The sequence below is a fragment of the Humidisolicoccus flavus genome (genome assembly GCF_045689595.1).
In the GTDB taxonomy this organism is placed as follows: domain Bacteria; phylum Actinomycetota; class Actinomycetes; order Actinomycetales; family Microbacteriaceae; genus Humidisolicoccus; species Humidisolicoccus flavus.
In genome coordinates this window covers 1,620,099-1,645,379 of sequence record NZ_CP142724.1, presented here as the reverse complement: position 1 = coordinate 1,645,379, position 25,281 = coordinate 1,620,099, and the positions used below count along the sequence as shown (strand labels likewise).

Annotated in this window: 26 protein-coding genes and 1 pseudogene; 16 read left to right on the top strand and 11 right to left on the bottom strand. The window is 64.2% G+C overall.

What is annotated here, in order from left to right; all coding sequences use genetic code 11:
* Positions 1–84: 84 nt before the first annotated feature.
* Complete coding sequence (locus U2H20_RS07860) at positions 85–489, top strand: VOC family protein (protein WP_430591740.1); 405 nt, start codon at positions 85–87, stop codon at positions 487–489.
* A gap of 62 nt (positions 490–551) precedes the next feature.
* On the opposite strand, the gene U2H20_RS07855 is transcribed toward U2H20_RS07860, so the two are convergent.
* The 3 genes from U2H20_RS07855 to U2H20_RS07845 all read right to left on the bottom strand — a co-directional run bounded on the left by U2H20_RS07855 (position 552) and on the right by U2H20_RS07845 (position 3,161).
* Entirely contained in the window at positions 552–1,220 is a 669-nt protein-coding gene (locus tag U2H20_RS07855) for a DsbA family oxidoreductase (RefSeq protein ID WP_430591739.1), read from the bottom strand.
* A 28-nt stretch (positions 1,221–1,248) separates the two neighbouring features.
* Positions 1,249–2,502, bottom strand: a complete 1,254-nt coding sequence (locus tag U2H20_RS07850) for a MalY/PatB family protein (RefSeq protein WP_430591738.1) — start codon at positions 2,500–2,502, stop codon at positions 1,249–1,251.
* Positions 2,503–2,666: 164 nt separating this feature from the next.
* Positions 2,667–3,161: a beta-class carbonic anhydrase gene (locus U2H20_RS07845; protein WP_430591737.1), complete on the bottom strand. Its 495-nt coding sequence runs from the start codon at positions 3,159–3,161 to the stop codon at positions 2,667–2,669.
* 84 nt (positions 3,162–3,245) lie between these two features.
* Here U2H20_RS07845 and U2H20_RS07840 point away from each other — a divergent pair, with 84 nt between their 5' ends.
* The gene (locus tag U2H20_RS07840) at positions 3,246–3,650 is read left to right on the top strand and encodes a hypothetical protein (protein ID WP_430591736.1); all 405 of its coding nucleotides are present in this window, start codon (positions 3,246–3,248) and stop codon (positions 3,648–3,650) included.
* A 9-nt stretch (positions 3,651–3,659) separates the two neighbouring features.
* On the opposite strand, the gene U2H20_RS07835 is transcribed toward U2H20_RS07840, so the two are convergent.
* Positions 3,660–4,469, bottom strand: coding sequence for an alpha/beta fold hydrolase (locus U2H20_RS07835; RefSeq protein WP_430591735.1), 810 nt, complete (start codon positions 4,467–4,469; stop codon positions 3,660–3,662).
* Positions 4,470–4,708: 239 nt separating this feature from the next.
* On the opposite strand from U2H20_RS07835, the gene U2H20_RS07830 reads away from it, so the two are divergent.
* The 4 genes from U2H20_RS07830 (at position 4,709) to U2H20_RS07815 (ending at position 8,445) form a co-directional block, all read left to right on the top strand.
* Positions 4,709–5,860, top strand: a complete 1,152-nt coding sequence (locus tag U2H20_RS07830) for a Cmx/CmrA family chloramphenicol efflux MFS transporter (protein WP_430591734.1) — start codon at positions 4,709–4,711, stop codon at positions 5,858–5,860.
* 64 nt (positions 5,861–5,924) lie between these two features.
* Positions 5,925–6,335 carry a PadR family transcriptional regulator gene (locus tag U2H20_RS07825; RefSeq protein ID WP_430591733.1) on the top strand — a complete coding sequence of 137 codons (411 nt, stop codon included), beginning with the start codon at positions 5,925–5,927 and terminating at the stop codon, positions 6,333–6,335.
* Positions 6,335–7,195 carry a hypothetical protein gene (locus tag U2H20_RS07820; protein WP_430591732.1) on the top strand — a complete coding sequence of 287 codons (861 nt, stop codon included), beginning with the start codon at positions 6,335–6,337 and terminating at the stop codon, positions 7,193–7,195. The genes U2H20_RS07825 and U2H20_RS07820 overlap by 1 nt, the downstream gene beginning before the upstream one ends.
* 77 nt (positions 7,196–7,272) lie before the next feature.
* Entirely contained in the window at positions 7,273–8,445 is a 1,173-nt protein-coding gene (locus tag U2H20_RS07815; RefSeq protein ID WP_430591731.1) for an FAD-dependent monooxygenase, read from the top strand.
* Positions 8,446–8,535: 90 nt separating this feature from the next.
* Here the strand turns inward: U2H20_RS07815 and U2H20_RS07810 are convergent, their stop codons facing one another.
* Together U2H20_RS07810 and U2H20_RS07805 are read right to left on the bottom strand one after the other, a co-directional pair.
* On the bottom strand, positions 8,536–8,973 hold the full coding sequence (locus U2H20_RS07810; protein ID WP_430591730.1) for an NUDIX hydrolase: 438 nt from the start codon (positions 8,971–8,973) through the stop codon (positions 8,536–8,538).
* Positions 8,974–9,046: 73 nt separating this feature from the next.
* Positions 9,047–10,357, bottom strand: coding sequence for an MFS transporter (locus tag U2H20_RS07805; protein ID WP_430591729.1), 1,311 nt, complete (start codon positions 10,355–10,357; stop codon positions 9,047–9,049).
* Positions 10,358–10,599: 242 nt separating this feature from the next.
* On the opposite strand from U2H20_RS07805, the gene U2H20_RS07800 reads away from it, so the two are divergent.
* Positions 10,600–11,259: a DUF4282 domain-containing protein gene (locus U2H20_RS07800; RefSeq protein ID WP_430591728.1), complete on the top strand. Its 660-nt coding sequence runs from the start codon at positions 10,600–10,602 to the stop codon at positions 11,257–11,259.
* 49 nt (positions 11,260–11,308) lie between these two features.
* Here the strand turns inward: U2H20_RS07800 and U2H20_RS07795 are convergent, their stop codons facing one another.
* Complete coding sequence (locus U2H20_RS07795; RefSeq protein WP_430591727.1) at positions 11,309–11,746, bottom strand: Lrp/AsnC family transcriptional regulator; 438 nt, start codon at positions 11,744–11,746, stop codon at positions 11,309–11,311.
* 102 nt (positions 11,747–11,848) lie between these two features.
* Here U2H20_RS07795 and ddaH point away from each other — a divergent pair, with 102 nt between their 5' ends.
* The 6 genes and pseudogenes from ddaH (at position 11,849) to U2H20_RS07765 (ending at position 19,485) form a co-directional block, all read left to right on the top strand.
* Complete coding sequence (gene ddaH, locus U2H20_RS07790) at positions 11,849–12,655, top strand: dimethylargininase (RefSeq protein WP_430591726.1); 807 nt, start codon at positions 11,849–11,851, stop codon at positions 12,653–12,655.
* Between the two features lie 12 nt (positions 12,656–12,667).
* A pseudogene (gene rocD / locus U2H20_RS07785) lies at positions 12,668–13,908 on the top strand (ornithine--oxo-acid transaminase).
* 227 nt (positions 13,909–14,135) lie between these two features.
* Positions 14,136–15,806: an Ig-like domain-containing protein gene (locus U2H20_RS07780; RefSeq protein WP_430591725.1), complete on the top strand. Its 1,671-nt coding sequence runs from the start codon at positions 14,136–14,138 to the stop codon at positions 15,804–15,806.
* A 249-nt stretch (positions 15,807–16,055) separates the two neighbouring features.
* Positions 16,056–17,720 carry a circularly permuted type 2 ATP-grasp protein gene (locus U2H20_RS07775; RefSeq protein WP_430591724.1) on the top strand — a complete coding sequence of 555 codons (1,665 nt, stop codon included), beginning with the start codon at positions 16,056–16,058 and terminating at the stop codon, positions 17,718–17,720.
* Positions 17,714–18,643, top strand: coding sequence for an alpha-E domain-containing protein (locus tag U2H20_RS07770; protein ID WP_430591723.1), 930 nt, complete (start codon positions 17,714–17,716; stop codon positions 18,641–18,643). The genes U2H20_RS07775 and U2H20_RS07770 overlap by 7 nt, the downstream gene beginning before the upstream one ends.
* A complete protein-coding gene (locus U2H20_RS07765; protein ID WP_430591722.1) occupies positions 18,640–19,485 on the top strand; it encodes a transglutaminase family protein in 846 nt (281 codons plus the stop codon). Before U2H20_RS07770 ends, U2H20_RS07765 begins: the two co-directional genes overlap by 4 nt.
* A gap of 16 nt (positions 19,486–19,501) precedes the next feature.
* On the opposite strand, the gene U2H20_RS07760 is transcribed toward U2H20_RS07765, so the two are convergent.
* Together U2H20_RS07760 and U2H20_RS07755 are read right to left on the bottom strand one after the other, a co-directional pair.
* A complete protein-coding gene (locus tag U2H20_RS07760; RefSeq protein ID WP_430591721.1) occupies positions 19,502–20,392 on the bottom strand; it encodes a hypothetical protein in 891 nt (296 codons plus the stop codon).
* Positions 20,393–20,483: 91 nt separating this feature from the next.
* Complete coding sequence (locus U2H20_RS07755) at positions 20,484–20,969, bottom strand: hypothetical protein (protein ID WP_430591720.1); 486 nt, start codon at positions 20,967–20,969, stop codon at positions 20,484–20,486.
* A gap of 214 nt (positions 20,970–21,183) precedes the next feature.
* Here U2H20_RS07755 and U2H20_RS07750 point away from each other — a divergent pair, with 214 nt between their 5' ends.
* From U2H20_RS07750 to U2H20_RS07740, 3 genes are read left to right on the top strand one after another with little or no spacing between them, the layout of a single operon-like run.
* Positions 21,184–21,333 (top strand): hypothetical protein, encoded by a 150-nt coding sequence (locus tag U2H20_RS07750; RefSeq protein ID WP_430591719.1) that lies wholly within the window; start codon positions 21,184–21,186, stop codon positions 21,331–21,333.
* Position 21,334: 1 nt separating this feature from the next.
* On the top strand, positions 21,335–22,042 hold the full coding sequence (locus U2H20_RS07745) for a winged helix-turn-helix domain-containing protein (RefSeq protein ID WP_430591718.1): 708 nt from the start codon (positions 21,335–21,337) through the stop codon (positions 22,040–22,042).
* Entirely contained in the window at positions 22,035–23,324 is a 1,290-nt protein-coding gene (locus U2H20_RS07740; protein ID WP_430591717.1) for an MFS transporter, read from the top strand. The genes U2H20_RS07745 and U2H20_RS07740 overlap by 8 nt, the downstream gene beginning before the upstream one ends.
* On the opposite strand, the gene U2H20_RS07735 is transcribed toward U2H20_RS07740, so the two are convergent.
* The gene (locus tag U2H20_RS07735) at positions 23,321–24,400 is read right to left on the bottom strand and encodes an Lrp/AsnC family transcriptional regulator (protein WP_430591716.1); all 1,080 of its coding nucleotides are present in this window, start codon (positions 24,398–24,400) and stop codon (positions 23,321–23,323) included. The two genes, U2H20_RS07740 and U2H20_RS07735, sit on opposite strands and share 4 nt — an antisense overlap.
* Positions 24,340–25,245: an alpha/beta fold hydrolase gene (locus U2H20_RS07730; RefSeq protein WP_430591715.1), complete on the bottom strand. Its 906-nt coding sequence runs from the start codon at positions 25,243–25,245 to the stop codon at positions 24,340–24,342. Before U2H20_RS07730 ends, U2H20_RS07735 begins: the two co-directional genes overlap by 61 nt.
* Positions 25,246–25,281 lie beyond the last annotated feature (36 nt).

The window sequence follows — 25,281 nt, the reverse complement described above, 5'->3', positions numbered from 1 at the left end:
CAGGAGTTCTACCGAGTGGGAAGGAAACGCCGTCGCGTACCCCAAAACTCGCACTCTCTGAGCGGCTGGGCTACGGTGATGCGCATGACTGATTCCTCAGCGGATGAAGCACAGCGCGGCGCCGTCGGCACCTATCCTGTGACCGCTATTGATTGCCCTGACCCGATCGCCCTCGCAGAGTTCTACGGGGCGGTGTTTGGATTCGCAATCGCCTACGAAAGTGACGACTGGGTTCAACTCGAAACCTCCGGCGCTTTTGGCCTTGCGTTCCAGCGAGTCGACGACTACCTCGCACCCTCGTGGCCCAGCCAGGAGCACCCGCAGCAGATGCACGTCGATGTCCTCGTGCGCGACCTCGATGTCGCCGAAGCGCGAGTTCTCGAGCTCGGTGCACGCAAGCACGACACGCAGCCTGGCGAAGGAAACAGAGTGTTCCTCGACCCAGCCGGGCACCCATTCTGCATCGTGCTCGACGACAGCGACGAGTAGCGCCGCGCATCAACGCGGTTCGCGAAGACACGCTCCTCGCAGCACCTTCTCTCGCCTGAGGGCTACGCTCCAGTCGCGCTGGTGTCCGCTGATTTCTCTTCGAGTACCTGCGTGAGCACATCGGCGAAGGTCGCCGCCTCCTGGGCGCCGGAGACACCGTACTTCCCATCGATGACGTAAAACGGAACCCCCTGGATTCCGTAGGCATTCGCCTGCGCCAAATCGGCTTCGACGGCACCGCGGTGCGTTCCGGCTTCGAGCGCAGCGAGCGCTTCGTCGCGGTCGAGACCGACCTCGGCGGCGAGGTCCGCGAGCTGTTCGAGTTCGCCGACGTGCGCGCCCTCGACGAAGTAGGCCTTCAGGAGCCGCTCGTTCATCTCGATCTGACGGCCGTGTGCTTTCGCGAAGTGCAGGAGTTCGTGGGCTTTGCCCGTGTTGGTCTGCTTCACGGTGTCGAAGTTGTAGTCGAGTCCGACCGACTTCGCGATTCCTGTGACGTTGTCGAGCATCGCCTCGACCTGCTCGAGCGGCAAGCCCTTGCGCTGGGTGAGGTAGTCGGCGGCGGAACCCTCAAAATCGACCGGGGTATCAGGAGCGAGTTCGTAGGAGTGGTAGGTCACATCGACCTCGCCACCGAACTGCTCGACGCCGGACTCGAACCGACGCTTTCCGATGTAGCACCATGGGCACTGCACGTCTGACCAGATATCGACCTTGATTGTTGCGTTCACGTTCGACTCAACGCGCACCTTCGGAATTTCATTCCGGGGAGGTCGAAGGCTCGGTCGTCGCGCTCGGGTGCTGCTCCATCGACTCGAGCAGTGCTCCGATCTGGCGAATCGCGGCAGTCAGCACTTCTCGGCTGCACGCGAAGTTGAGGCGCACGTGATTCGCACCGCCGGTGCCGAAGGCTTCGCCCGCGCTGAGTCCAACTTTTGCCTCGCGCGCGATCTCGGCGGCGGGTCCAACGCTCAAGGTGACCAGGCCCGGTCGAACCGGAGCGTCGAACTGCGCGAGCGGGGTCCGTGAGAAATCGAGCCAGCCGAGGAACGTTGCCTCAGGAATTCTGTAGCCAACACTCGGTGCGTGTTCGCGAAGGAGCTCGGCGAGCAGGTCGCGGCGTTGCTCGAGCGCCGCGATCGTTCGATCAAGCCAGCCGCGTGCGTGCGTGAGCGCAGCAACGTGCGCAACTCCGGCGAGGAGGTGCGCTCCATGGTGCACGACCTCGGGTATCCGTTCGAGGTCTGGGGTTGCTTCGGCGCCTGCCATGACGAGCGCGATCCGCATCCCGGCGAGGTTCCAAGCCTTCGAGGCCGAGAAGACTGCGAATCCGGCGTCATCGATGCTCAACCACGGAGTGAACGACGCGGCGTCGTAAACGAGCGGGGAGTGGATCTCGTCGGAGATCACGCGCACGCCGTGCACCTTGGCGAGCACCGCGAGCGCTTGCAGCTCAGAGCGGGAGTGCACGGTGCCGGTGGGGTTGTGGGGGTTGCAGAGCAGCATCGCAGCACCCTGGCCATCAGCCCGAGCCTCGGCAAAGGCTGCGTCGAGCGCTTCGAGGTCGAGTCGGCCTCCGCTCGTCAATGGGACCTCGACAGGAACGCGCTCGGCGTGCTCGATGAATCCGAAGAACGGCGGGTACACGGGGGAGGTCACGATCACGCGCTCGCCGGGCGCTGTCAGGACGCGAATGACTTCGTAGACGCCGGTCATGACGTCGGCGACGGCGATGCTGCTGAGGGATCCGGCGCCTTCGAATCCCCAGCGTTCTGCGGCGAAGTCCGAGTAGGCGTCGAAGAGCGCGGTTCCGGCGAAGTAGCCGGTGTCACCTCGCGAGAATGCTTCGGCGACTGCCGCGGCGATCGCGGGGTCTGGGACCGTGTCCATCTCCGCGACCCAGAGCGGGAGCACGTCTGGGCCGAAATGGTTCCACTTGATGCTCGAGCGCTCGCGGAGTTGCGCGAGCGAAACGGTTTCGAAGGGATCGCTGTCGTGCGGTGCAGATGCCATGCGCTCCATCATTCCACCGGCCTGCGCTGATGCCCAGGGGTGGAGAAACAGGGGCGGAGCAATACGGGCGGAGCAACAGGGGCGGAGAATCAGGGGCGGAGTAACGCGGTGTGAAGCGCAGCGGTGATCGCGGTCTCTCGTCGAGCCCGCGATCACCGAGTGGCTTAGACGACCTGTGTGAGGCGTCCGTTGTCCACGTCGTACAGGAACCCGCCAACGTCGACGGAGTCTGGGATGAGCGGGTGGCTGCGCACCTTCTGGACGTCCTCGTGCAGTGTCTTCGCCTGGTCGGAGATCGCCCCGATCGGGAGCCAGGAGGCGTCGGTGCCGGTGATCTCGCCGACCTTCTGCTTGATTTCGGCCTCGGTGCCCTTCGCCATTGCGCAGCGAGTGTGCTGCACGATGAGCACGCGGTTCACGCCGAGCAGAGAGGAGCCGAGCACGAGCGCGATCAAGGTCGATGGGGTGACGCGGCCGCCGGGGTTGCGAAGAATCTTTGCATCACCCGGGGTGAGCCCGATCATCGCGAGTGGGTCGATCCGTGAATCCATGCACGTCACCATTGCGACGCCCGCCTTGGCTATACCGTCGAAACCGTGCATCGAGAACGTTTCTGCGTACTGTTCGTTTGCGTGCAACAGGTCGTCAAAGTCGCTCATTGGTCTCCTTGTGGGTGAATTTTCTCCAGCGTACTCGCGCTTGCATTCGCCGTTGACACGCTTCGAGTGCGCTTTGATGGAGCCATGGAACTCGGTGAGCTGTCGCACAGGATCAACGCCATCTCTGCCCGCTACGCGCAGGTCTACGGCTTTGAACGGGATGCGGACTGGCTGCTCCTGAAACTGCACGAGGAAGTCGGCGAACTCACGCAGGCGCATTTGTCGCGCACGAAGCGTTCGAAAACTCGTGGGAAGTCGGAGGAACTGCTCGAGCAGCAGTTCGCGCTCGAACTCGCCGACGCCCTCGGACTCCTTCTGGCGCTCGCCGCGCACGAGGGTGTCGATATCGAGCAGGCGGTGCAAGACAAATGGCTCGTGTGGGACGAGCGTGCCTCGCAGCACATCGACGATCACCCGGGTGCACCGGACTCGCCGGACGTCGCAGATGCGCCCGCCGGAGCGCCCGACACGAGCACGGGTTCGAACTAGCGCGAGCCTCTACTCAACGGTCTCCGCGTCGAGGAACCGATGGAGCACGGTGCTCCACTGTTCGAATGCGTCGAGGTGCGCATCGTGCGATGCATTCCGGAGGTCGCATCGGGTGACCGCCTGACCGCGTTCGACGAATGCTGTCTTCTGTGCTTCGGAGAACATGCCGCCACCGGCGTAGACCGCGAGGGTCGGGGCGCTCACGCGAGACCACTCCGACCATCGGGGCACGGCGACCTCGCGGATGATGCGCACGAGCACGTCCGCATCGAACCGAGGTTGCAAGCCCGCTGAAGTCACTTCGAGATCGTCGATCCACGCGCGGGCGAGCGGGCCATCCCCGAGGTGTGCCGAGGCGTGCTCCCGGCTCGTGAACGGAACGGGCCATTGCTCGAAGAAGGCGCCGAGCGCGGCGTGCTCCTCAGCGGTCCCGCCGCCTTCGTTGCCCTCCAGGAGGACGAGCCTGTGGACGAGTTCGGGGTGCTCTGCAGCGAAGAGCATTGCGGTGTGCGCTCCCATCGACTGACCGATGAGATCGATCCGGTCGAGCCCTTCCGACTCGACCACACGGCCGACATCGGCAACGAACGCCGCTCGAGACACATCGTCAGGATGCCGAGTGCTACACCCGTGACCGCGCTGATCGATCAGGACCGCGGCGCGAGTCGGGAACGCCTCAGCGGTCGCGATGAGTTCTCGCGCGCTTCCAGCGATCCCGTGCAGGAGGACCAGGGCTGGCCGAGTCTCGTCGCCCTCGCGGACAAGAAAGGAGATGGTCGTGCCGTCGGGGACTTGCACCTGGCGACGTTGGAAATCCACAACTTGATCCTAGGAGGGCGATGGTCAGGAGTTCTGGAGGACGCCGCGGCGGTTACAGTGGAAGGGTGAGTTCTCCAGAAGCATCCAGGGTCGAGCTGCCGGTACTCCGGTAGCTCACATCTCCCGCGCCAACCGCGCAAAGGTCAATCCGTTCCGCCTGCTGGCGAACCTGGCCGCCTCCGTGAGCACGGAAGTGCCGGTGTCACCGTTTCTGACACCTCGACTTCGAAAGACTCACCATGCCATTGCTCATTGTTTTGCTCGCCCTCGCCGTTTTCGCGCAAGGGACCTCGGAATTCATGCTCGCCGGACTCCTGCCGGACATCGCCGCAGACCTCCAGATCTCGATCCCACAGGCGGGGCTGCTCACTTCCGCGTTCGCCGCGGGAATGATCCTCGGTGCTCCCCTCATGGCGGCCCTCAGCCGCACCTGGTCACCACGACTCTCACTCTCCGGGTTTCTCCTCATTTTCATCGCGATGCATGTGGTCGGTGCCTTGACTGCAAGCTACGAACTCCTGCTGCTCACGAGAGTTGTTGCCGCGGTCACGAATGCGGGGTTCCTCGCTGTCACGCTGTCGACCGTTTCGAGACTCGTGCCCGCTGATCGAACGGCCCGGGCGCTCGCGGTGATCCTCGGCGGCACGACGCTCGCACTCATCGCCGGTGTTCCGGGCGGCGCGGTCGTCGGGAGTGTGCTCGATTGGCGCGCGGCCCTTTGGGCGGTTGCCGCGATCTCGGTGCCGGCGTTCGTGGCCGTCGCGCTCGCGGCACCCGCTCGACCGAGCACGGCCGAGCGCCCGAGTTCGCTCGGTGGGGAACTGCGATCGCTTCGATCGGCTCGGCTCCTCACGATGCTCGCGCTCGCAGTGCTCATCAACGGGGCGACCTTCTGCGCGTTCACGTACCTCGCATCGCTCGCGACGGACGGCGCGGGACTCGCCGCGAATTTCGTGCCCATCGTGCTCGCTGTGTTCGGTGTCGGCGCCTTCGCTGGTGTGTGGATCGCCGGACGATTCGGCGACGCACACTCGACTCGCATCGTGATCGGCGGCGGCGGCGCCCTGCTCCTCGGATGGGTGGTCTTCGCTCTGTGCGCCCATGATCCCCGTGCCGTCTTCGTCTTCTCGTTTCTGCAGGGCGTGCTCTCGTTTGCCGTCGGAAGCACCCTCATTGCTGCTTCGGTCCGGGCGGCTCACAGCGCTCCGACGATGTCTGGATCCTTCGCGACTTCGGCGCTCAACGTGGGTGCTGCGATCGGCCCCATGCTCGGCGGCATCGCCTTCGCTTCGAGCGCGGGAACGCAGGGCCCGTTGTTCGTTAGTGCCGGCCTGGTCGCTGGTGCCCTCCTCGTGATGGTCTCCGCGCGATCGCTGCTGCTGCGGGGGTGATGCAGCCTCCAGCCATCCGGCAGTGGGGTTGACACGTACATATGTACTGTGCGTACATAGATACATGATGAACTCCAGCGAATCGCAGGTGAATAGCGAATCCTGGCCGCCAGCATGGCTCCGCACCGTTCGCCCCACCGCGGTCCTCGCGGTGCTCAGCGAGGGTGCGCTGCACGGGTACGGCATCGTGCTCGCGCTCGATGCGCGAGGCCTCGGGCGACCGCTCGGAGGTTCGCTCTACCCGCTGCTGGGAACGCTCGAAACCGAGGGCGCAGTAGAGGCGGTCTGGAACGAAGGCGAGTCCGGACCGGGCCGCCGCGTGTACACCCTCACGCCGCTCGGTCGTCAGCGCCTCGAGTCCGAGCGCGCCGCCTGGCACTCGATCGCTGCAGCCCTCGGCCCAGAGGGTCCGCAGGAACATGGCGCCGAAGCGCGCCGCCCGGATGCAACACCCGCTGAAGAAGGGAAGCTCTGATGCACGAGCAGAACACCACACACGCACCATCGAGGCTTCGCGCGAGCGCCACCGTCGAGGCGATCCTGATGACCCTCGTGAGCGCCGCCGGATTCTCGGTGTTGTTCGCGATCGTCCAGGCGATCTCCAGCGAGTGGTACAGCGATGCGATCGGCTTCTTCGCCGTGCCCCTCCTGTTGGCCATCGGAGTCACGATGACCTTGGAGGTGTACCGGCTGGCGAGTCGCTCACTTCGGTTCCCGGTTGCGGTCATTGTCGCTGCAGTGGCGCTCGCCGCGCTCGCGAGCGGGGCGGCACTACTGATCTGGGTCGCGGGCACGCTCGAGATCGAGCCGCTCCCGACCATGCTGCACCTCGTCGGGGCCGCGGTCTACGGTGTCCTTGCCCTCCTGGTCGGCGCATTCTGGCCCGGCGCCCGTGCCGATAAGCAACGCCGAGCCCGCGAACAGCACCTCGATGATGAAGCCTGGCTTGCACACGCGCGGAAGGCACTGCGTGAGCGCGGCGACCTCAGCGACACGAGAGTCGAACAGTATCTCGCAGAAGCCGAGGCGCACTCCGCAGACTCCGGCACTCGGCTCGCCGCCGAGTTCGGGCCGCCCACGGCGTACGCAAAACAGTTGGCGCCGCAAGCTGGGGTCAAGGAACTCCGCAAGGCGTGGTTGTACAGCGGAATTCTGCTGCTCGCGCTCGGCTCCACGGTGGCGCAGCTCGTGCGTGACGGTTTCGATGGTGGCGCGCTGATCTGGCTCGTGCTGTGGATCGCGGCGATCGGCCTCCTGACGGTTGTGCAGTGGCGCCAGGTTGCGCAGCTTCGAAAGCAATGGAGCGAGCGGAAGGCGCAGCAGCAGACCGCCTGAGCGCATCGGAAAGAGATGCCAGACCTCTCGCCGTGCGATTCCCGCTCGCGCGGCGAGAAGCGTCGTAGGCTTGGCGCGTGAGCACACAACGAAGCGCGATTATTGTCGGTGCCGGAATCAGCGGTCTCGCGACTGCGGTTGCCCTGCTGGCAGAGGGTTGGAAGGTCGACATCCTGGAGCGCGCCTCTGCGGAGCGTTCCTCGGGTTCCGGATTCTCCTTGACCGCAAACGGATTGCAAGCGCTCGATTCGCTCGGTCTTGGCGACGCGGTTCGCGAGCGCAGCGCCGCGCAGCACCTCGCCGGCGTGTTCACGGCGCAGGGCACGCAGTTGCTCAGCGCAGGGGAGAGCGATGGCTCGTACCTCCACGGCATTCACCGCGATACCTTGCGAGAGATTCTGCTGGAAGCGGCGAAGGACGCCGATATTCGTTATGACGTCGAGGTGAAGTCGGTGCGCACGGGCGCGAAACCGTCGGTTTCGGTGGTGTCGGGCTCGGCAAAAGAGACACTGAAGGCGGACCTGGTCGTCGGTGCAGACGGTCTCAGCTCGGTCTCGCGCCGCGCCATCGCAAAGGTTCGCCCGGACTACTCAGGTGCGGCCTGCTTCCGAGGCGTCGCCGAGTCAGGCAGTGGGATCCCCGAGTTCGGCGCGATCTGGCTCGACAACGGCCTCGAATTCGGCGCGATCCCGATCAACGACGAACAGGTGTACTGGTATGCCGCGTTCAAATCGCGGCTCGGCAAGGTTGATTCGATCACGAAAACGGCGCTGCTCGCGCGTCTTCGCCCTTTCGTGCCCGCGACCCGCGCGCTCGTCCGTGCAACCCCTGCGGCCTCGCTGCTTCGCCACGACCTCTCGTATTTGCCGACCGGCCTCACGACCTACAGCGCGGAGGGGCTCGTGCTCGTCGGCGACGCTGCGCACGCGATGGTCCCGACGCTCGGGCAGGGCGCAAACCAGTCCTTCGAGGATGCCGCAACCTTGCGAGTGCTGCTCAGCGAGCAATCACTGAAGGCGCAGTCTCTGCAGGAGGCACTCGAACGGTTCACTGCGCTCCGGCTCCCTCGGACCCAGTCGCTGCAACGGCTCTCACTGCACGCGCTTCGCTACGGCGCCCTCAAGAGCAACCCGATTTCGGTGTCAGCGCGCAACGCGATGCTGAACCTCCTGCCCTCGTGGATTCTCGAATTCGCCGCTGACCTGCGCTTCGACTGGAAGGCTCCGACCGCCCAGGCTCGGCGCGACTAGGCAGTTCGTCTCAACGAGTCAGGCTCGTCGCGATTGAGCAGGTTCGTCGCGCCTACGTAGGTTCGTCGCGCCTATGTAGGTTCGTCGCGTTTACCGCGGCTCGCCCGTGCCCCCGCGGGCCCCGCGTTCGCGTTCGAGCAGCGGGAAGATGAACTCGCGATTCAGCGGTGCTTGGGATTCGTCGTCGATCGCCTCGCGCGGCTGCACCCAGCGGGCCTCGTCGATTTCGGCCTGCACACGTTCACGGATCACGGTGCTCGTTGTAAAGACCGTCGCGCGAACGGTGTGGCCATGCTCATTCGCGGCGGGAGCGTCCCAGGTGCCGAGCAGATGCAGCTCGTCGAGCGTGATGATGAGGCCGAGCTCCTCGTAGACCTCGCGAATCGCACACTTCGCGGCGGATTCGCCCTCCTCGGGCTTTCCGCCCGGCAACATGAACGACGTCGTGCCGCGCTTCCGAACGGTCAGGACGGCGCCGTCAGCTCGTTCGAAGCAGATTGCCGAAACCACGATCAGCTTGGAAGTCATGCACACATCCTTGCAGGGGCAGGCGTCATTGCCCTGACCCCGGATGGTTGAGAGACCACGTGTAGCTCAGGGGTCACGAATGGCTCGGGGGCTCAGGGTGCGTCGCTTCGGGCTCATCTTCGTCATCGCGAGCAGAGCGCAACGGTGAGCAGAGCGCGATGCAGAAGGCGAGCAGGAACACCCCGACCAAGATGAACAGGGTGATGCGTACGCCGAGCAGCGTCGCCACGACCCCTCCGAGCAGCGCGCCACCCGCGGCCATCGTCCGGTTCACCGATCGCATTGTTCCGTTCACCCGGCCGAGCAGCAGATCGGGCGTCACTGCCTGTCGAAAACTCATTTCGTTCGCGTTCTCGATGCCACCGGCGAATCCCTGCACGGCGAAGCCTGTGAACACGAGCACGAGCGCAGCAACGCTGGTCCCTTCGGTGTCGTTCACGGGCGCGAGCGCGAGCAGGGTCCATCCGATCGGGTACAGCGCCCGACTCGCAGTGATCGTTCGCCCGGAGCCGAGTTTCGCGCCGACGGGTGCAGCGAACGTTGCGCCCACCAGATTTGCGAGACCTCCGGCAGCGAAGAGCAAGCCGTAGAGGAAGGGTGAGAACTCCAGGGTGCGAAGGGCAAACAGCGCCAGCACGGTGATCGCGGCTGCGTTCGCAACAAACCAGACGTGCGTCGACGCAGCGAGCGGCGCAAGGATGCGATGCGTGTAGAGCGCACGAAGCCCTTCGTTGATTTCGCGACGGAGTGAACGCTTTGCCTGGCCAGCGGCAGCAGGGGCGCGCAGTCGCAGGCCCGCGATCAAAATCGCGTCGAGCACGTATGTGACGGCGTCGATTGCAATCGCGATCGGTGCGCCGAGGAATCCGACGAGTGTGCCGCCGATTGCGGGACCGGCAGTTTGTCCGAGTGCTTCGGCCTGGTCGAGCCGCGCGTTGGCCGCGCGCAATGCGCGGCGTTCGACGATCTGGGGGAGGAGCGATTGCGTTGCGGCGAAACCGAAGACCGAAAATGTGCCGAAGATGAGGAGCAGTACGACGAGGGCGCCGATGGTGAGGTGTCCGAAAACCCAGAGCAGGGGGATCGCGGCAAGGCTGAGCGCGCGCCCGATGCTTGCCCAGACGAGCACGTGCTGACGGTGCCAACGATCGACGTAGACGCCCGCGAAGAGTCCGACCGCCGCGTACGGAATGAACTGTGCCGCATTCACGAAGCCGACTTCGGTAGCGCTCGCCCCGAGGACGCCGACGACGAGTACCGGGAGTGCGACAGAGCTCAGCGAGGTGCCGAATGCTCTCACTGCGATCGACGAGAAATAGCGCGCGAACGCGGAGCTCTTGAAGAGCGAGTTGGCGTCGCTCGAGCGGCCTCGCTGCTTCGACATATCTGCATTGTTGCACGCGACGGGGTGCTCCTAGGCTGCCGATCAGCGGGTCGATCTGCCGTGCTGGAGGGGCGAAAATCTTGCGGGAACCCCAGAGGCGAGGGGTGCTCGCGTGCAGGGGACGTTCGGGCAACGCCAAGGTTTCGAGGAAACACCGCTGTTAGCCTGTCGAGCAGCCGAGCACAACGCCTCCCGAAGGCGTTTGCTCTACTCGGTGTCTTTCTACGACTCAGGAGATTCGAATGACGCAGCCCCCAGCAGACGCAAACGGTCAGCAGTACGGTCAAGGATTCGGGCAGTCGGCGCCACAGCCCGGGTACGGAAATGCTCAGGACCCGTCGCAGCAGAACGCTGCGAACCCTTCGCCACAGTTCGGCCAGCCCGCGTATCAGGGCAACCAGGCTCCGGCCGGCAACCAGAGCTTCGGAAACGGTCAGTATGACCAGTCATTCGGCTCGCAGCAGCCGCAGTTCGGTGAGAACCAGCAGGGCTGGAACGCGGAATCTCAGGGCTGGAACGGTCAGCAGTATGCGCCGGCACCCGCAGCCAAGCGTGAGCCCGGCGTATTCGGTGCACTCTTCGACTTCAAACTGACGCAGCACGTGACGCCGAAGATAGCGCGTCTGGTCTACCTGCTCGGTGTCATCGGAATCAGCCTCGGCGCATTGCTCATGCTGATCTTCGGCTTCTTGCAGATCATGGGCGGCGTTTCGAGCATGAACTCGATGTACGCCACCGCGCCGGGTGGCCTCGTCCTCTTCCTCGGTGTCATCACGATCCTGGCAACCCCGCTGGTGGCGTTCCTGCAGCTGGCTTGGTTGCGCATCACGATCGAGTTCTTCACTGTGCAGTTCACTGCGGCCGATGACATTCGTCAGCTGCGCGAGGCGAGCAGCAAGTAAGCCTCAGAGCGTTTTTGCGCTCGCACGCAACGATCACGCGGTTGTCCTCTTATGAGGGCAGCCGCGTGATCAGTTTTGAGAGCACGATCGCTGAGCGGGTGTGGTCGACGGAGGCGGCAACGCGAACCTTCTCGAGTGCGTCTTCGAGCGAGGGGATGTCGCGAGCCCGCATGATGACGATCGCGTCGGCGTCTCCAGTGACGGTGCCGGCCTCGACGACTTCGGGGACTCCCGTGAGAATTCTGCGGAGATCGGCGGGCGAAACGGTTCCGCGACAGAACAATTCGACGTAGGCTTCGGTAGCAAGGCCATCAACGGCAGGGTCGATCTGCACTGTGAACCCGCGGATCACGCCCTCTTTAATGAGGCGGTCGACGCGTCGCTTCACGGCAGAGGGGCTCAGTCCGACGGTGAGTCCGATGTCGCCGTAGCCGGCTCGAGCGTTCTGCTTCAGGGCGTCGATGATGCCGTAGTCGATGGAATCCATTCGACGAGTCTACGCAATAAATCGCCATGAAATTGTTCAATTTTGCATTATCAATGCGTATTTCTGTGGCCTTGCGCGTCATTTTGCTGTGACGATGGAGTTATGCAGCGAAATTCGACGACGAAGACCATTTTGATGTGCCGACCAGAGTTCTTCACGGTGAGCTATCGAATCAACCCGTGGATGAATCCGGAGAACCCGACATCAACGCAGACCGCCGTCGCGCAATGGCAGACGCTGTACGACGCCTACGTCGAGCTGGGCTACACGATTGAACTCATCGAGCCGATCCAGGGGCTCAATGACATGGTGTATTCCGCGAACGGCGGCTTCACGCTCGACGGCATCGCCTATGGCGCGCTGTTCACGTACCCGCAGCGTGCGCCCGAGGGTCCCGCCTATATGGAATGGTTCGAGCAGTACGGCTTCGACGTTCGAGTCCCGAAGCACGTCAATGAGGGTGAGGGTGACATCCTGCTCGTGGGCGAAACGATCCTTGCCGGGCACGGGTTCCGCACCGACCTCGCCTCGCACCAGGAGGTTCGGGACATCTTCGGTCGGGAGGTGCTGAGCCTTCGACTCGTCGACCCAGCGTTCTACCACCTCGACACCGCGATCGCCGTGCTGAGCGACGACAACATCGCCTACCTGCCCGGCGCTTTCGACGACGAGTCGCGCAAGGAACTTGTGCGCCGGTACCCGGACGCCGTGGTCGTCAACGACACCGATGCCTCCGTCCTCGGGCTCAACTCGCACGGCGACGGCGAAACCATGGTGATTGCAGGGCGCGCGACCGGCTTCGATGCGGATCTGCAGGCACGTGGATACGAGACGGTCGGGCTCGACCTCAGCGAACTCCTCCTCGGTGGCGGCGGCGTGAAGTGCTGCACCCTCGAACTGCGGAAGTAAGGAGCAGCAACGATGACACACCCGGCAGCTCCAGGAGCTCGTGAGGTTTCCGAGCGCCAGTCCACCGCGATCGCGCTCGAAGCACAGCACTCGGCGCACAACTATCACCCGCTGCCCGTCGTGATCGAGAGCGCCGATGGCGCCTGGGTCACCGACCTCGACGGCAAGCAGTATCTCGATTGTCTCGCTGCCTACTCGGCGGTCAATTTCGGGCATCGAAATCCCCGGCTCACCGCCGCTGCCAAAGCACAACTCGACCGGGTCACGCTGACGAGCCGGGCATTCCACTCCGCAGCGCTCGGGCCCTTCGTCACTGAGCTCGCGGCGCTGGCGAACAAGGACATGGTCCTGCCGATGAACACTGGCGCAGAAGCAGTGGAATCCGGGATCAAGGTTGCCCGAAAGTGGGCCTACGAAGTGAAGGGCGTGGCAGCGGATCGGGCCGAGATCATCGTGGCCGCCGGGAACTTTCACGGACGAACCACCACGATCGTGTCGTTCAGCGATGACCCCGATGCGCGCACAGGATTCGGTCCGTTCACGCCCGGATTCATCGCAGTGCCGTACGGCGACGCCACCGCGCTCGAAGCCGCGATCACGCCGAACACCGCGGCAGTCCTGATCGAGCCGATCCAAGGCGAGGCCGGAGTGCTGATCCCCCTGTCGACTACCTCCCGGCGGTGCGCCGAATCACGGCGGAGCACAATGTGCTCATGATCGCCGACGAAATCCAGTCGGGACTCGGTCGGACGGGAGCGACGTTCCAGTGCGAGAACGTCTCGGTCGTGCCGGACATGTATCTGCTCGGGAAGGCGCTCGGCGGCGGGATCGTGCCGGTGTCGGCGGTCGTCGCGAATGCAGACGTGCTCGGCGTCTTGCAGCCGGGACAGCACGGCTCGACGTTCGGCGGGAATCCGCTCGCCGCTGCGGTCGGCGTCGAAGTCGTCCGGATGCTCGCAGCAGGTGAGCCGCAAGCGCGTGCCCGGGAGCTCGGGGCGAGGCTTCGCGCCGGGCTCGACGAACTCCTCGGCAACGGAGTCACCGAGATTCGCTCGGTCGGGCTCTGGTTCGGAATCGACATCGACCCGACGGTGGCGACTGCTCGAGAAATCTGTCTGCGACTGCTCGACGCCGGCGTACTCGCGAAGGACACCCACGGTCAGACTGTCCGCCTTGCGCCACCGTTGACCATCAGCGAACACGATGTCGATCTGCTGATCGACGCGTTCCTCGCGAGTATGCGCGCACGGTAGGACCGATCGCGCTCCACAGCGGCTCGCGTGGGCCGGGATGTCGAAAGTGCTGTGCATAACACCGCAGGCCTACCCCCGAAAGGGGGTAGGTTCTGTGGACGCCCGCGCCAGCGCCTTCGACAATCTGGGTCGTCCTCGATGACTCAGATGCTCGTGAGTGCCGACGGGGGTGTCGAGTCCGCAAAAACGGCTGCGGCTCGAACCTCGCGAAGTTCGGAGTACGACCCATGTCAACAGCACGCAAACAGGTCAGGGGGCGCTCCTTCCTGACCGTCCTCTCGGCAGCAATCCTCGGCACCAGCCTCGCCCTCGGCGGTGGGGTGGCGAGCCAAAGCTCTGCCGCATCATCCCCGGTCGATGTCGTCGACCCTGCATCGATCACGATCAAGCCGATCACCGGCACCATTGACGAGCCGATCGTGCAGTGGGCCTCCGCCCGTGTCGATTTCTCCTACGACACGACGGGGCACGACGTGCAGCCCGGCGACACCTTCTCAATCGACCTGCCGGCCTCGCTCGGCGTCGTGCCGACGACCTTCTCTCTCCGCGAGGCGGAAGCAAACGAGGAGGTCGCCACCTGTGTCGTCACGCCTCGGAACGGCTCGACCGCAGCGGGTGTGGTGTGCACCTTCGGTGATTACCTGAAGGATCACCGTGACGTCGCTGGCGCGGTTTGGCTGACTGCGCGGTCCGTGCTCGACACAAGAGAAACATCGGTTCCGGTCACCGTGAACAACACCGTGGTCCTCGTGCCGGTTCCGGGCGGAATCGGTGTCGATCCCTGGGGACCGCGGCCCGTGCCGACTCCGGTGATGAAAGACGGCTTCTTCACGACGCTCGACCAGAACGAGGTGATGTGGCGAATCGACCTCGACAGCAATGCCTACCGCTCGAGTGACCGCATCACAATCTCAGACCAGCTCGCCGCGGGCACTTCGCTCGTCCCCGGCTCGATCGATTTCGGCTGGATCGAGGCGAGTAAGTACGGAACGAACACTCCGTTCACCGAGGCAGAGGTCACGCTCGAAGCCGAGGGCCACAGCGTCATGGCAGCGGTCACTGCGCCGCTGCCAGCGGACCGCGTGTATCGGCTGAGTTTTCGCGTGTCCATCGACGACCCCTCCGTGGCCTTTACAAACGGCGTTCTCTCGAACTCCGCACTCGTCAATGGTGAGTCGGTTGCGAACACCGTGAGACAGACGACCGTCGGCGGCGGAACCGGAGCAGGCACCGGTATCGGTGGGTTCTCGATCGCAAAGGACGTGGTGTCGAGCGGAGTCGCGGCCCCAGCGGGGCTCGAATACACAGTCGATGCGACGATCACGGCTCCAGGCGGCGCCGTGACGCACGACACGATCACTCTCGCTGGCGACGGTTCGGTGCAACTGCGCAACGACATTCCGGCAGGCACCACCATTGCACTCTCCGAAGTGAAGCTTCCAGAGGTTGCGCACGCTTCATGGGGAGCGCCGCAGTTCACGAGCACCAGTGCAGATGTCGCAATCCTCGACGCGGGGACGCGTGCGATCATCACGATCGTCGAGGGCGGCGTCGTTGACGTTCGACTCACGAACACCCTGCGTGCAGTCGAAACGCCGGCACCAACTCCTCCAGTACCGAGCAGCCCGGCGCCGTCCACGCCAGCGCCGACCACGCCAGCGCCGACCATGCCAGCGCCGACCACGCCAGCCACGACCACGCCGGCGCCGAGCGTCGATTCGACACCGAGCCAAAGCACACCCGCAGTGGTTGTCGTTTCGCCATCGAGCACACCGGTCGCGCCAGTCGCGCTTCCGAAGACTGGTGGTGATCTCGCTGCAGGAGCGATCGCGATCAGCGTGCTGCTCCTGATGCTGGGTCTCGGTGTCGCGGTTCGGGCGCGTCGCCAGATCGAGTAACGGCCAGCGCCGAACGCTGCTCGATCCTGCGGCGTTCGGCCACACGATGCCAGCGAGGCGTGGCCCCCCAAATTGTGCACGCACGCACCGACCGCGCATCGTCACATCACAACAACGCCCCGGCAGAGCTTCCACCCCGCTTTGCCGGGGCCTTGTTTTGCCCTCGCTCTTCGAATATCGGCCGAGAAACGAGCAGACTTCAGGGCAATCGAAACGGGAGCGAAACACTTCGACCGTTAGCATTGCGGAATGGGCGATCTGTTCGACGACTACAACAAGCCGTTTGCGAATCCGCCCCGGCGCACTGGTGCACCGTGGGACGAGATGTTCGAATCGGAAGGGCACGCGAGAGCGCCCTATAAAGAAGTATTCGAAGCGCTCTCATCACTCACGCAGGAGGAACTCCGAGGTCGAGCCGACGCGCTCGCCCGTTCCTACCTGGCGCAAGGGGTGACGTTCGACTTTGCAGGAGAAGAGCGGCCCTTCCCCCTCGACGCCGTGCCACGCATCATCACGGCGAAAGACTGGGAGCACGTCGAATCGGGCGTGAAACAGCGCGTGAAAGCGCTCGAAGCGTTCCTCGCCGACATGTACGGACCGCAGACCGCGGTTGCTGACGGCATCATCCCGGCGAAGCTGATTTCCTCCTCGAGTCATTTCCACCGGCAGGCCGCCGGAATCACCGGGGCAAACGGGGTTCGGATTCACGTCTCCGGGATCGACCTCATCCGCGACGAGAACGGGGAATGGCGAGTCCTCGAAGACAACGTCCGAGTGCCAAGTGGCGTCTCCTATGTCATCTCGAACCGACGGATGATCGCCCAGACGCTTCCAGAGATGTTCGCCTCAATGCGAGTCCGCCCAGTCGGGGACTACCCGGACATGTTGCTGCGCGCCCTGCGTGCTGCCGCCCCAGCGGGTATCGACGACCCGACAGTCGTCGTGCTCACCCCCGGTGTCTACAACTCCGCCTACTTCGAGCACACGCTCCTCGCCCGTCTCATGGGTGTCGAACTCGTCGAGGGCCGCGACCTCTTCTGTTCCGGTGGCCGCGTGTACATGCGCACGACGAGTGGTCCGACCCGGGTCGACGTCATCTACCGCCGAGTCGATGACGACTACCTCGACCCACTGCAGTTCCGTGCCGACTCGATGCTCGGATCCCCCGGCCTCATGCTCGCGTCGCGTCTCGGTCACGTCACGATTGCGAACGCAGTCGGCAACGGCATCGCCGATGACAAGCTCGTCTACACCTACGTGCCAGAGCTCATCCGCTACTACCTCGGCGAAGAGCCGATCCTGAAGAACGTCGACACCTGGCGACTCGAAGACGAAGGAGCGCTCGAACAAGTGCTCGACCGCCTGCACGAACTCGTCGTCAAGCCCGTTGACGGTTCCGGCGGAAAAGGACTCGTCGTCGGCCCAGACGCCACGGAAGAAGAGCTCGCGGAACTGCGCGAACGTCTCATCGAGGATCCGCGTGGATGGATCGCGCAGCCCGTTGTCCAACTCTCCACGATTCCGACGCTCGTCGACGATGGCATGCGTCCGCGTCACGTCGACCTCCGGCCGTTCGCAGTGAACGACGGCAAGGACGTCTGGGTTCTCCCGGGCGGGCTCACCCGCGTCGCCCTCCCAGAAGGCCAACTGGTCGTGAATTCCTCGCAGGGTGGCGGTTCGAAGGACACCTGGGTGCTCGGCACTCGCACGACGAACCAGCGCGGACCGGTCGTCGATGTCGATGGTGAGTTCGGCGGATCCGGCGAGCCGACCACCCGATCCATGCCGATCATCACGGATCACCCGCAAGAGCAGTCGCCGCAGGATCGCGGTCCGAGAGATCAAACCGAGCAGCAACAGCAAGCACGCATCGACGATGCCCCTGTTGACGCTGAAGGGGGAGCATCATGCTGAGCCGGATCGCGGAGAGCCTCTTTTGGATCGGCCGCTACATCGAACGAGGCGACGGCACCGCCCGAATCCTTGACGTCTATCTGCAACTACTGCTCGAAGACCCGTGGGTCGATGAGGACACCGCATGCCGCGCGCTGCTCGGAGTCATGGGCAGCGACCACACGCAGGAGGGGCAACTGACCCGCCGTGACGTCATGTATGCGCTCGCGATCGACCGTCGCGAACCTTCATCGATCGCATACTCGCTCGGGGCCGCTCGCGAGAACGCACGCCGCGCTCGCGAGATCATCTCGACCGAGCTGTGGGAGGCGTTGAACACGACGCACGCGCAGATGCCGAACCGAGTCGGTGACGACCGCGTGCACCAATTCTTCGGTTGGGTCCGTGAACGTGCGGCGCTCGCGACCGGTATCGCCGACTCGACATCGAGCCGTGACGAGGCTTGGAGCTTCTTCACGCTGGGTCGTTCGATCGAACGAGCCGACATGACCGCCCGCCTGCTCGCCACGCGCGCCCTCACGGAGGCCTCCGGGCCGTCGTGGACGACGATTCTTCGCTCGGTCGGCGCTTACGAGGCGTACCTCCGCACCTATCGCGGGGTTCCGAGCGCGACCAACGCAGCAGAATTCCTACTGCTCGACCGCCTCTTCCCACGCTCGATTCTCTTTAGCGTGCAGCGGGCCGAGCGGTGCCTGCGCGACATCGAGCCACGCCACGAACGAATCGGCTACGGCGACATGGCGCAGCGAATGCTCGGGCAGATTCGGGCCGAGCTCGAATTCCGACCGATCCACGAGATCATCGAGAACCTGCCAACCGTGATGGACAACGTGCAGTCCACGACGATCGCCGTGAGCACCGCGGTTCGGGAACGATACTTCCCGACGCACAACACGCCAGCATGGGTTGGAGAACTCTCGTGAGCCGCATCAGAATTCGCCACACCACGGGCTACCGCTACCGTGCGCCCGCAGTTGCCTCGTACAACGAGGCTCGCATGCTGCCCTCGACGAGCGACGGCCAGTTCGTGATCTATTCGAATCTCGACGTTCGACCGATGACGAGCCTGACCTCCTATGAGGATTACTGGGGTACGAAGGTGAGCGGCTTCGACATCTTGAACCCGCACACCGAACTGCAATTGACCGCGACGAGCCTCGTCGAAGTGCGACCGCGGTTGACGATCGGGCACGACATCACCTGGGAGCAGCTGAGCAAAGCCTCGGCGCGGGCGACCCGCTACGTCGAGCAGCTTGCCCAGACCGTGCGAACCAGGCCCGTCGACGACCTCGTGAAGACTGCTCGCGAAATCGTTGACGCGACGGCGACTCCGGGCGAGGCAGCCGCTGCGATCGCGCGGATGGTCGGCGAAGAAATGACCTACATGTCCGGTGTCACGCATGTGCACACGAACGCGAGCGAGGCCTGGGGCAACCGCAAGGGTGTCTGCCAGGACATCGCGCACATCACGATCGGTGCGCTGCGATCGGTGGGGATCCCCGCGCGGTATGTCAGCGGATATCTGCACCCGAAGCCTTCGGCGCAGATCGGTGAGACCGTCCGCGGTGAATCACACGCCTGGGTCGAGTGGTTCACGGGTGAATGGCAAGCCTGGGATCCCACGAACCTCATCGACATCGGGGAGCGCCACGTGAAGATCGGCTACGGCCGTGACTACTCGGATGTGCCGCCGCTTCGGGGTGTGTACGCGGGGCCGGGCGCCAGCGAACTGTTCGTGACCGTCGAGATCACCAAAGAGTCGTAGCGCCCGCGAACTCGCCTCAGGGCTCGAGCAGTACGGCGACAGCGATCTCGTCGCCGATGTTGACCTGCACGTCGGCGATGCGGACGCCTGCGGGGAGATCTTTCGCGAGATCGTAACTCTCGTCCTCGACCGACTTCACCTTCTTGCGGAGTCCGAGAAGGATCGCGGCGATCACCGGGTTCTTGCTCGTCGCCGACACCTCGCTCAAGCGGAACTGCAAGTCGTTGCTCAATGTGGCGACGCCGGCGATCGTGGCGCTCGCCGAGAGGAGCCCCTTCCGGAGTTTCGCGAATCCGCGAACGCGCACGGTCCGCGCGTCGATTGATTCGAGCTCGATGTCGAGTTCCTTCAGGGTGACGCCGAGTTCGCCGAGTGCTCCTTCTAGGACCTCGCGGAGCGCCTCGACCACGGCACTGCGGTGCGCTCGGATGTTGATGAATCCGTGCACGGGAGCCTCGGCGCTCGGTTCGGTGAACTCGAGTGCGAGTTCACCGGCGTGCGTCTCGATCCATGCGAAGCGGAGACCGTGCAGTTCGACTTCGAGGAGCACGTCGACGCCTTCGATGACGACTGGTCGTGCATTGACCCGGAGATGGTTGAGGAGTGCGGGGGTTCGAAGCGCAACATCCTGGACTGAAGTCATGCCCGGGGCATCGCCCTCGTCGGTGTCGATCAGTGGCACGCGGACGCTGGTGAGGGTGATGTCGAGGCGCTCGACATCGGGGCCTGCGAGCGCGACGTCGATGAGTACCCGGTCGAGGTATTGCGCATTGCTCGCGAAGTTCTCGGCGATCGCTCGTCGAAGCCGTTCGGTGAAGTCAGCCGGAGTGTTCGGAATGGGGACGCGGCCGAATGGGACGACATCTGCAGCAGGTTCGAATGGTCCGATCTGTTCAGGTGCGCTCATGGGCGCCACTCTACGTTGCGAGCCTGGGAACCACGCGGCAGAAGGGGCAGCCGCATCCTCGGTCGCATCACGGCGGCGCGTTTTGTTCTTGCTATTCCGGGAGGGCGGTCCGGGTGGCGACGCCGCGCTCGTCTTTCCTCCAGAGATCGCGGCGATACGTGAACCGAAGGCCGATGACCGCGTGGTCGCGGCTCGACACGGGCGTGGTTTCAGCCTGAGATGTGATCGGAACCGGGAGGGACCAGGCGTATTTTTCGTGCTTCCGATTGCTGGTGATGAAGTAGTCGCCGGGAGCGAGGGTTGCCCGCTTCAGGCTCTTCCCGAAATGGTGAGCGCTTCCTGTGCACTGGATCTCGAGATCGGAAATTGCCGAAGCGAAGCGATTGCTGACGACGAGCCCCCACTTTCCCTCAACGTTCACCGCCCAATGTGCGGATATCTGATCAGCGAGTAACTGCATCTGCGCCAGGTCGGACTTTCGGCGTTGATGGCGGTCGGCGAAGAATGCGACGACCGCGGTGGCCGCGGCGCAGGCCATGATCCAGTTGGGAATGAGGGTTGACCAGAGTTCAGACATCCGCTCATTGAAGCGCAGCACGCTGTTGAAAATTTTGGTCGTTGCAAAGCCTGTGGAGAATTCACGCGGTGAGGGGCGTTCACCCGAACCCGAGGATCACGTGGTTCGCATAAGGGTGGGCTCGCGCCTACTGCAAAAGGAACATTGCAAAAGAAGTCTTGCGCAAGTGATGTTGCGAACAGTAGTTTTGGCGTATCGAAGGGTTGGAGCCGAGATGAGTAAAAGAACGAGCCGTACGACGACGGCGCTGAAAACGCTCGACGAGCGCGAGGTCGCCGCGCGGAACATGCGAGCGATGCAGGCCGCGGAACTGCGCGTCGAGCCCTTGCGCGCGCGCCGCGCGCTCGACCACGGGTGGCTCTGAAGTGACTGAGTCGAATGCAGCCGGCGCGGCACGGACCACCGGCAACGAGCGAAGCACCCTGCGTTCCACAGATGCCGCGACTCTTCGAGCACTCGCGCACCCGCTCCGCATCAAGATCCTGAACATCATCGACGACAGCGGGGAGATCACGGCGACGGAGATCGCCGAGCGCACGGGACAGACCGTGGCGAACTGCTCGTTCCATCTGCGCACGCTCGCGAAGCACGGCTACATCGAACGCGCGCCGCAGCAAGGCACGGCGAAGCCGTGGCGCGCAGTGCACCGTGGCCGTGAGCTGAGCCCTGACCCGATGAACCCAGACTCGGTACGCGGTGCTGGAGCGCTCGCGAAGATGATGGTGCACGAGGAGTCGGAGCGCGTGATGGCGTTCCTGGATCACCAGTTGGTGCGTGAGGGGCTTCGGCCCGACTGGATCAAAGCCGTCACGGTCTCCACGGCGTCGTTCTGGGCCACCTTCGAGGAGATCGAAGCGCTGCGGGAAGACCTGATCGCCTTGACCGAGCGGTTCGCCGGCCGAATCGAAGACCCTTCGCTGCGTCCAGAGGGCGCAACCTTCGCCCGGATGTTCGCAACGCTCAATCCTGAAGATCTCCCTCGGGAGCGCCCGAACCCAGACTCGCGCTCGGCTGTCTCGACGGCAATCGCTGAGCCATCGCCCGCGCAGGAGCGCCGGGACGACAATGACTGACACCGTCAGCAAGCCACTGCGCACCTCGCTGCGGCGCGCTCCGTTTCGCTGGCTGACGATCGGGTGGTTCTTCACGAACTTCGGCGACAGTGCGCTCTATCTCGTGCTGGCGATCTGGGTCAAGAATCTCACGGGCTCGGATGCCGCGGCGGCGACGGTCTTCGTCTGCCTCGGGCTTCCAGCGCTCATCGCGCCGTTCGCCGGGCAGCTCGCCGATCGCGTCTCGCGCCGCAAACTGCTGATCGCGACGAATTTTTCGATCGCGGTCATCGTTCTCGCTCTGTTGTTCGTCAAGAGCGCTGAGGACATCTGGATCATCTATGCCGTCACGCTCGCCTATGGAACTGCGGCGTACCTCACCGCTGCGGCGCAGGCGGGGCTCCTTCGCGACATGTTGCCCGACGAGGAGCTCGGCGCGGCCAACGGTTTCTTCCAAACCATCGATCAAGGGCTTCGTATCGTCAGCCCGCTGATCGGCACCGGACTCTATGTGCTCCTCGGCGGTGGCGCGGTCGCCGTCTTCACCGCCGCCTGCTTTGTCGCGATGGGCTGCGTGCTGTTCTTCGTGAAGGTCACCGAGAGCGTGGCGGAGGCGCGAGCCGAGGGCGTCTCGTACTGGTCTGAAGTCACCGAGGGTGCTCGCGCGCTCTTCTCCGAACCGACCCTGCGCCTCCTGACCATCGCGGTCGCCATCTCCTTCGGCGCGGCAGGGCTCATCAATGTGCTGGCGTTCCCACTCATCGAACAGGGCCTCGGCCAGCCGCCAGAGACGCTCAGTGTGCTCGTCACGATTCAGGGTGTCGGTGCGGTGCTCGGCGGGATCACTTCCGCCGCGGTGCTCCGGAAGATCGGCGAGCGTCGGCTCGTCGGCCTCGGCCTCTGGTTCATGAGTCTCGGCCTCGTGATGGCGCTCGCGAGTGTGCTGTTCACTCCATCCGGGTCAGTGCTCGGCTTCATCTGCATGGCGCTCGCGCTCGGCACGATGGGATTCGGGATCCCGTGGGTCGTCGTCGGGATCGCGACCTACCGCATGCGGGTCACGCCGGCTCGACTGCAGGGCCGGACCTCGGCTGCGATGAATGTCGCGTTCAACGTGCCCTCGACGATCGCAACCATCGCCGGTGCCGCGCTCATCGCCGTGGTCGACTACCGCATTCTCGTGGTCGTCTGCATTGTCGCAATTGCTGCCGTCGCGATCGTGTGCCGGCCGTTCAAGCGCGACGCGGGAGAGCTCTCCACTCGTTCGGCCACGCGAACGATCGAAGATGCTGCCCCGCGTTAAGCGTTTGCGGCGGTCCCGAGGACCTGCGATTTCCACCAGGGAGTCTCGATGAATCCTCGCTTCATGAAGACGAGTTCCATTGAGGCGGTCCACCCGCGGACGCCCTCGATCTGCGCGATCGTGTCGATCATGAACTCGTGCAGCGACTCGGTACTCGGCAGGATCACTTCGCAGTAGAGCGAGTTGTTGTCGAGCGGGGCGGCCAGGAACCGCACCGAGACGAGTGCTGCGAGCCGTTCAGAGACATCGCGCAGTCGAGCCGGGTCGATGTTCAAGACCAAGAGGGTCTCGGCACTCATGCCGAGCGCGGAGGCCGGCACCATCGTCACGGTCGTCAGGCAGCCCGAGGAATGCATGCGCTCGTAACGACGCCGCACGCTCGACTCATTGACGCCGAGCGTTTTGGCGATCGCTTGAAACGACTTGCGCCCATCGGCGCTCAGTTCGCGGACGATTTCACGATCAGTGTCGTCGAAGTGCGCAGGCTCACAGGTGTTCGGCGCCGGCATGTACGCCTCGGGGTGGTCTGGCCGAGCTTCCGCGTCGTACACCTGGCGACCCCAGTCGAAGCTCACCTTGTAGGTGTGCAGCAAAAGATCGCTCGACCACTGTGCAACACCCTCGATGCTCTGCAACTCGGTCAAGACATGCGCGTACACGCCCGAGTCACCGGAGATCACGACTTCAGCGAAGATGTCGAACTTCCCGGTGACCAGGGTCACGAAGCGTACGTAGGGTGACTCGACGAGCTTTTCTGCAACGTACATCTGGGTGCCCGGAGCGCAGTTGATGCGGATCAGGAATGATTCCGCATGGCCCTCGCTGCCGAGCGTCGGCACCATGCCGACGCGGACGATGCCGTCACTGATGAGCTGTTGCCCTCGACGCGAGACGGTCGAGGCCGGAGCGCCTGCGAATTCGGCGATGGCGGTCCAGCTCGCCCGACCGTCCTGCTGGAGTGCGACGATGATGCGACGATCGATCTCGTCGATCTCGCGCGTGGAACCGAGCCAGTTCACTGTGCCCGCGTTGGAGGCTGGACTCGGTGCAGGAATTCCCGAACGGTCTTCGTCCACGCTTCTGCCTCTTCAATCTGTGGCGAATGGCCTGAGTGTTCGAACACCACCATCTCAGAGTTCGGCACGAGATCGGCAATGGTCTGGCTACACGATACCGGGGTGATCCAGTCGGTGCGCCCGACCGTGATCAGCGTCGGCGCGGTGATCGTGTGCAGTACAGGCTTCAGATCGTAGTTGGGCAGGTTGACCGAGAACGCGTAGTTGTGCGCTTCATAGCGGTACGGGGTTGCCTCGACCTTGCGTTCGACCGATGCCGGGTCGTAGTTGAAGTCGTACAGTGGCAGGATCTCGCGCCAGCAGTCGCGCAGGTCGTCGTTGTCGTAGACCGCGCCCACGTCGATGCGATCGAACTTCTCCATGTCGATGTCGACGCGGTCGGAGTTGATCGCGTTCTCGCGTGCGAGGTGCGCGTTGCCGTTGTCGGGTGAGGTGTCGCGGAGCACGATCGCCGAGACGCGCTCGGGGTAGCGGAGCGCGTACTCCATCGCCATGAAGCCACCGTATGAGCCTCCGGCCATGACGATCTTCTCGGCGCCGATCCACTCGCGCAGGCCGTCGATGTCTGCGGCCCACTGTTCGTGACTGAACGTTCCCTTTCCTTCGCTCTGCCCGCTGCCTCGCGCGTCGAAGACGACGACTCGGTACTCATCGGCCAGGCGGCCGAAGCTCGCGCGCGGCTCTGCACGTGAACCGAGACCGGGTGCACCGTGGTGGGTGATGATGACGGGAGCATCCTCCGGTCCGAGCACTTCAACGGCGAGGTGGTTGCCGTTGATTTCGATCCACTGTGATTCGGTGGTCGCTGCGGCGAATTCGGGTGAGACTTCAGGTTCTTGCGTCATGTCGGGTTCCTTCTTCGGTTGGCGAATGAGGTTGGA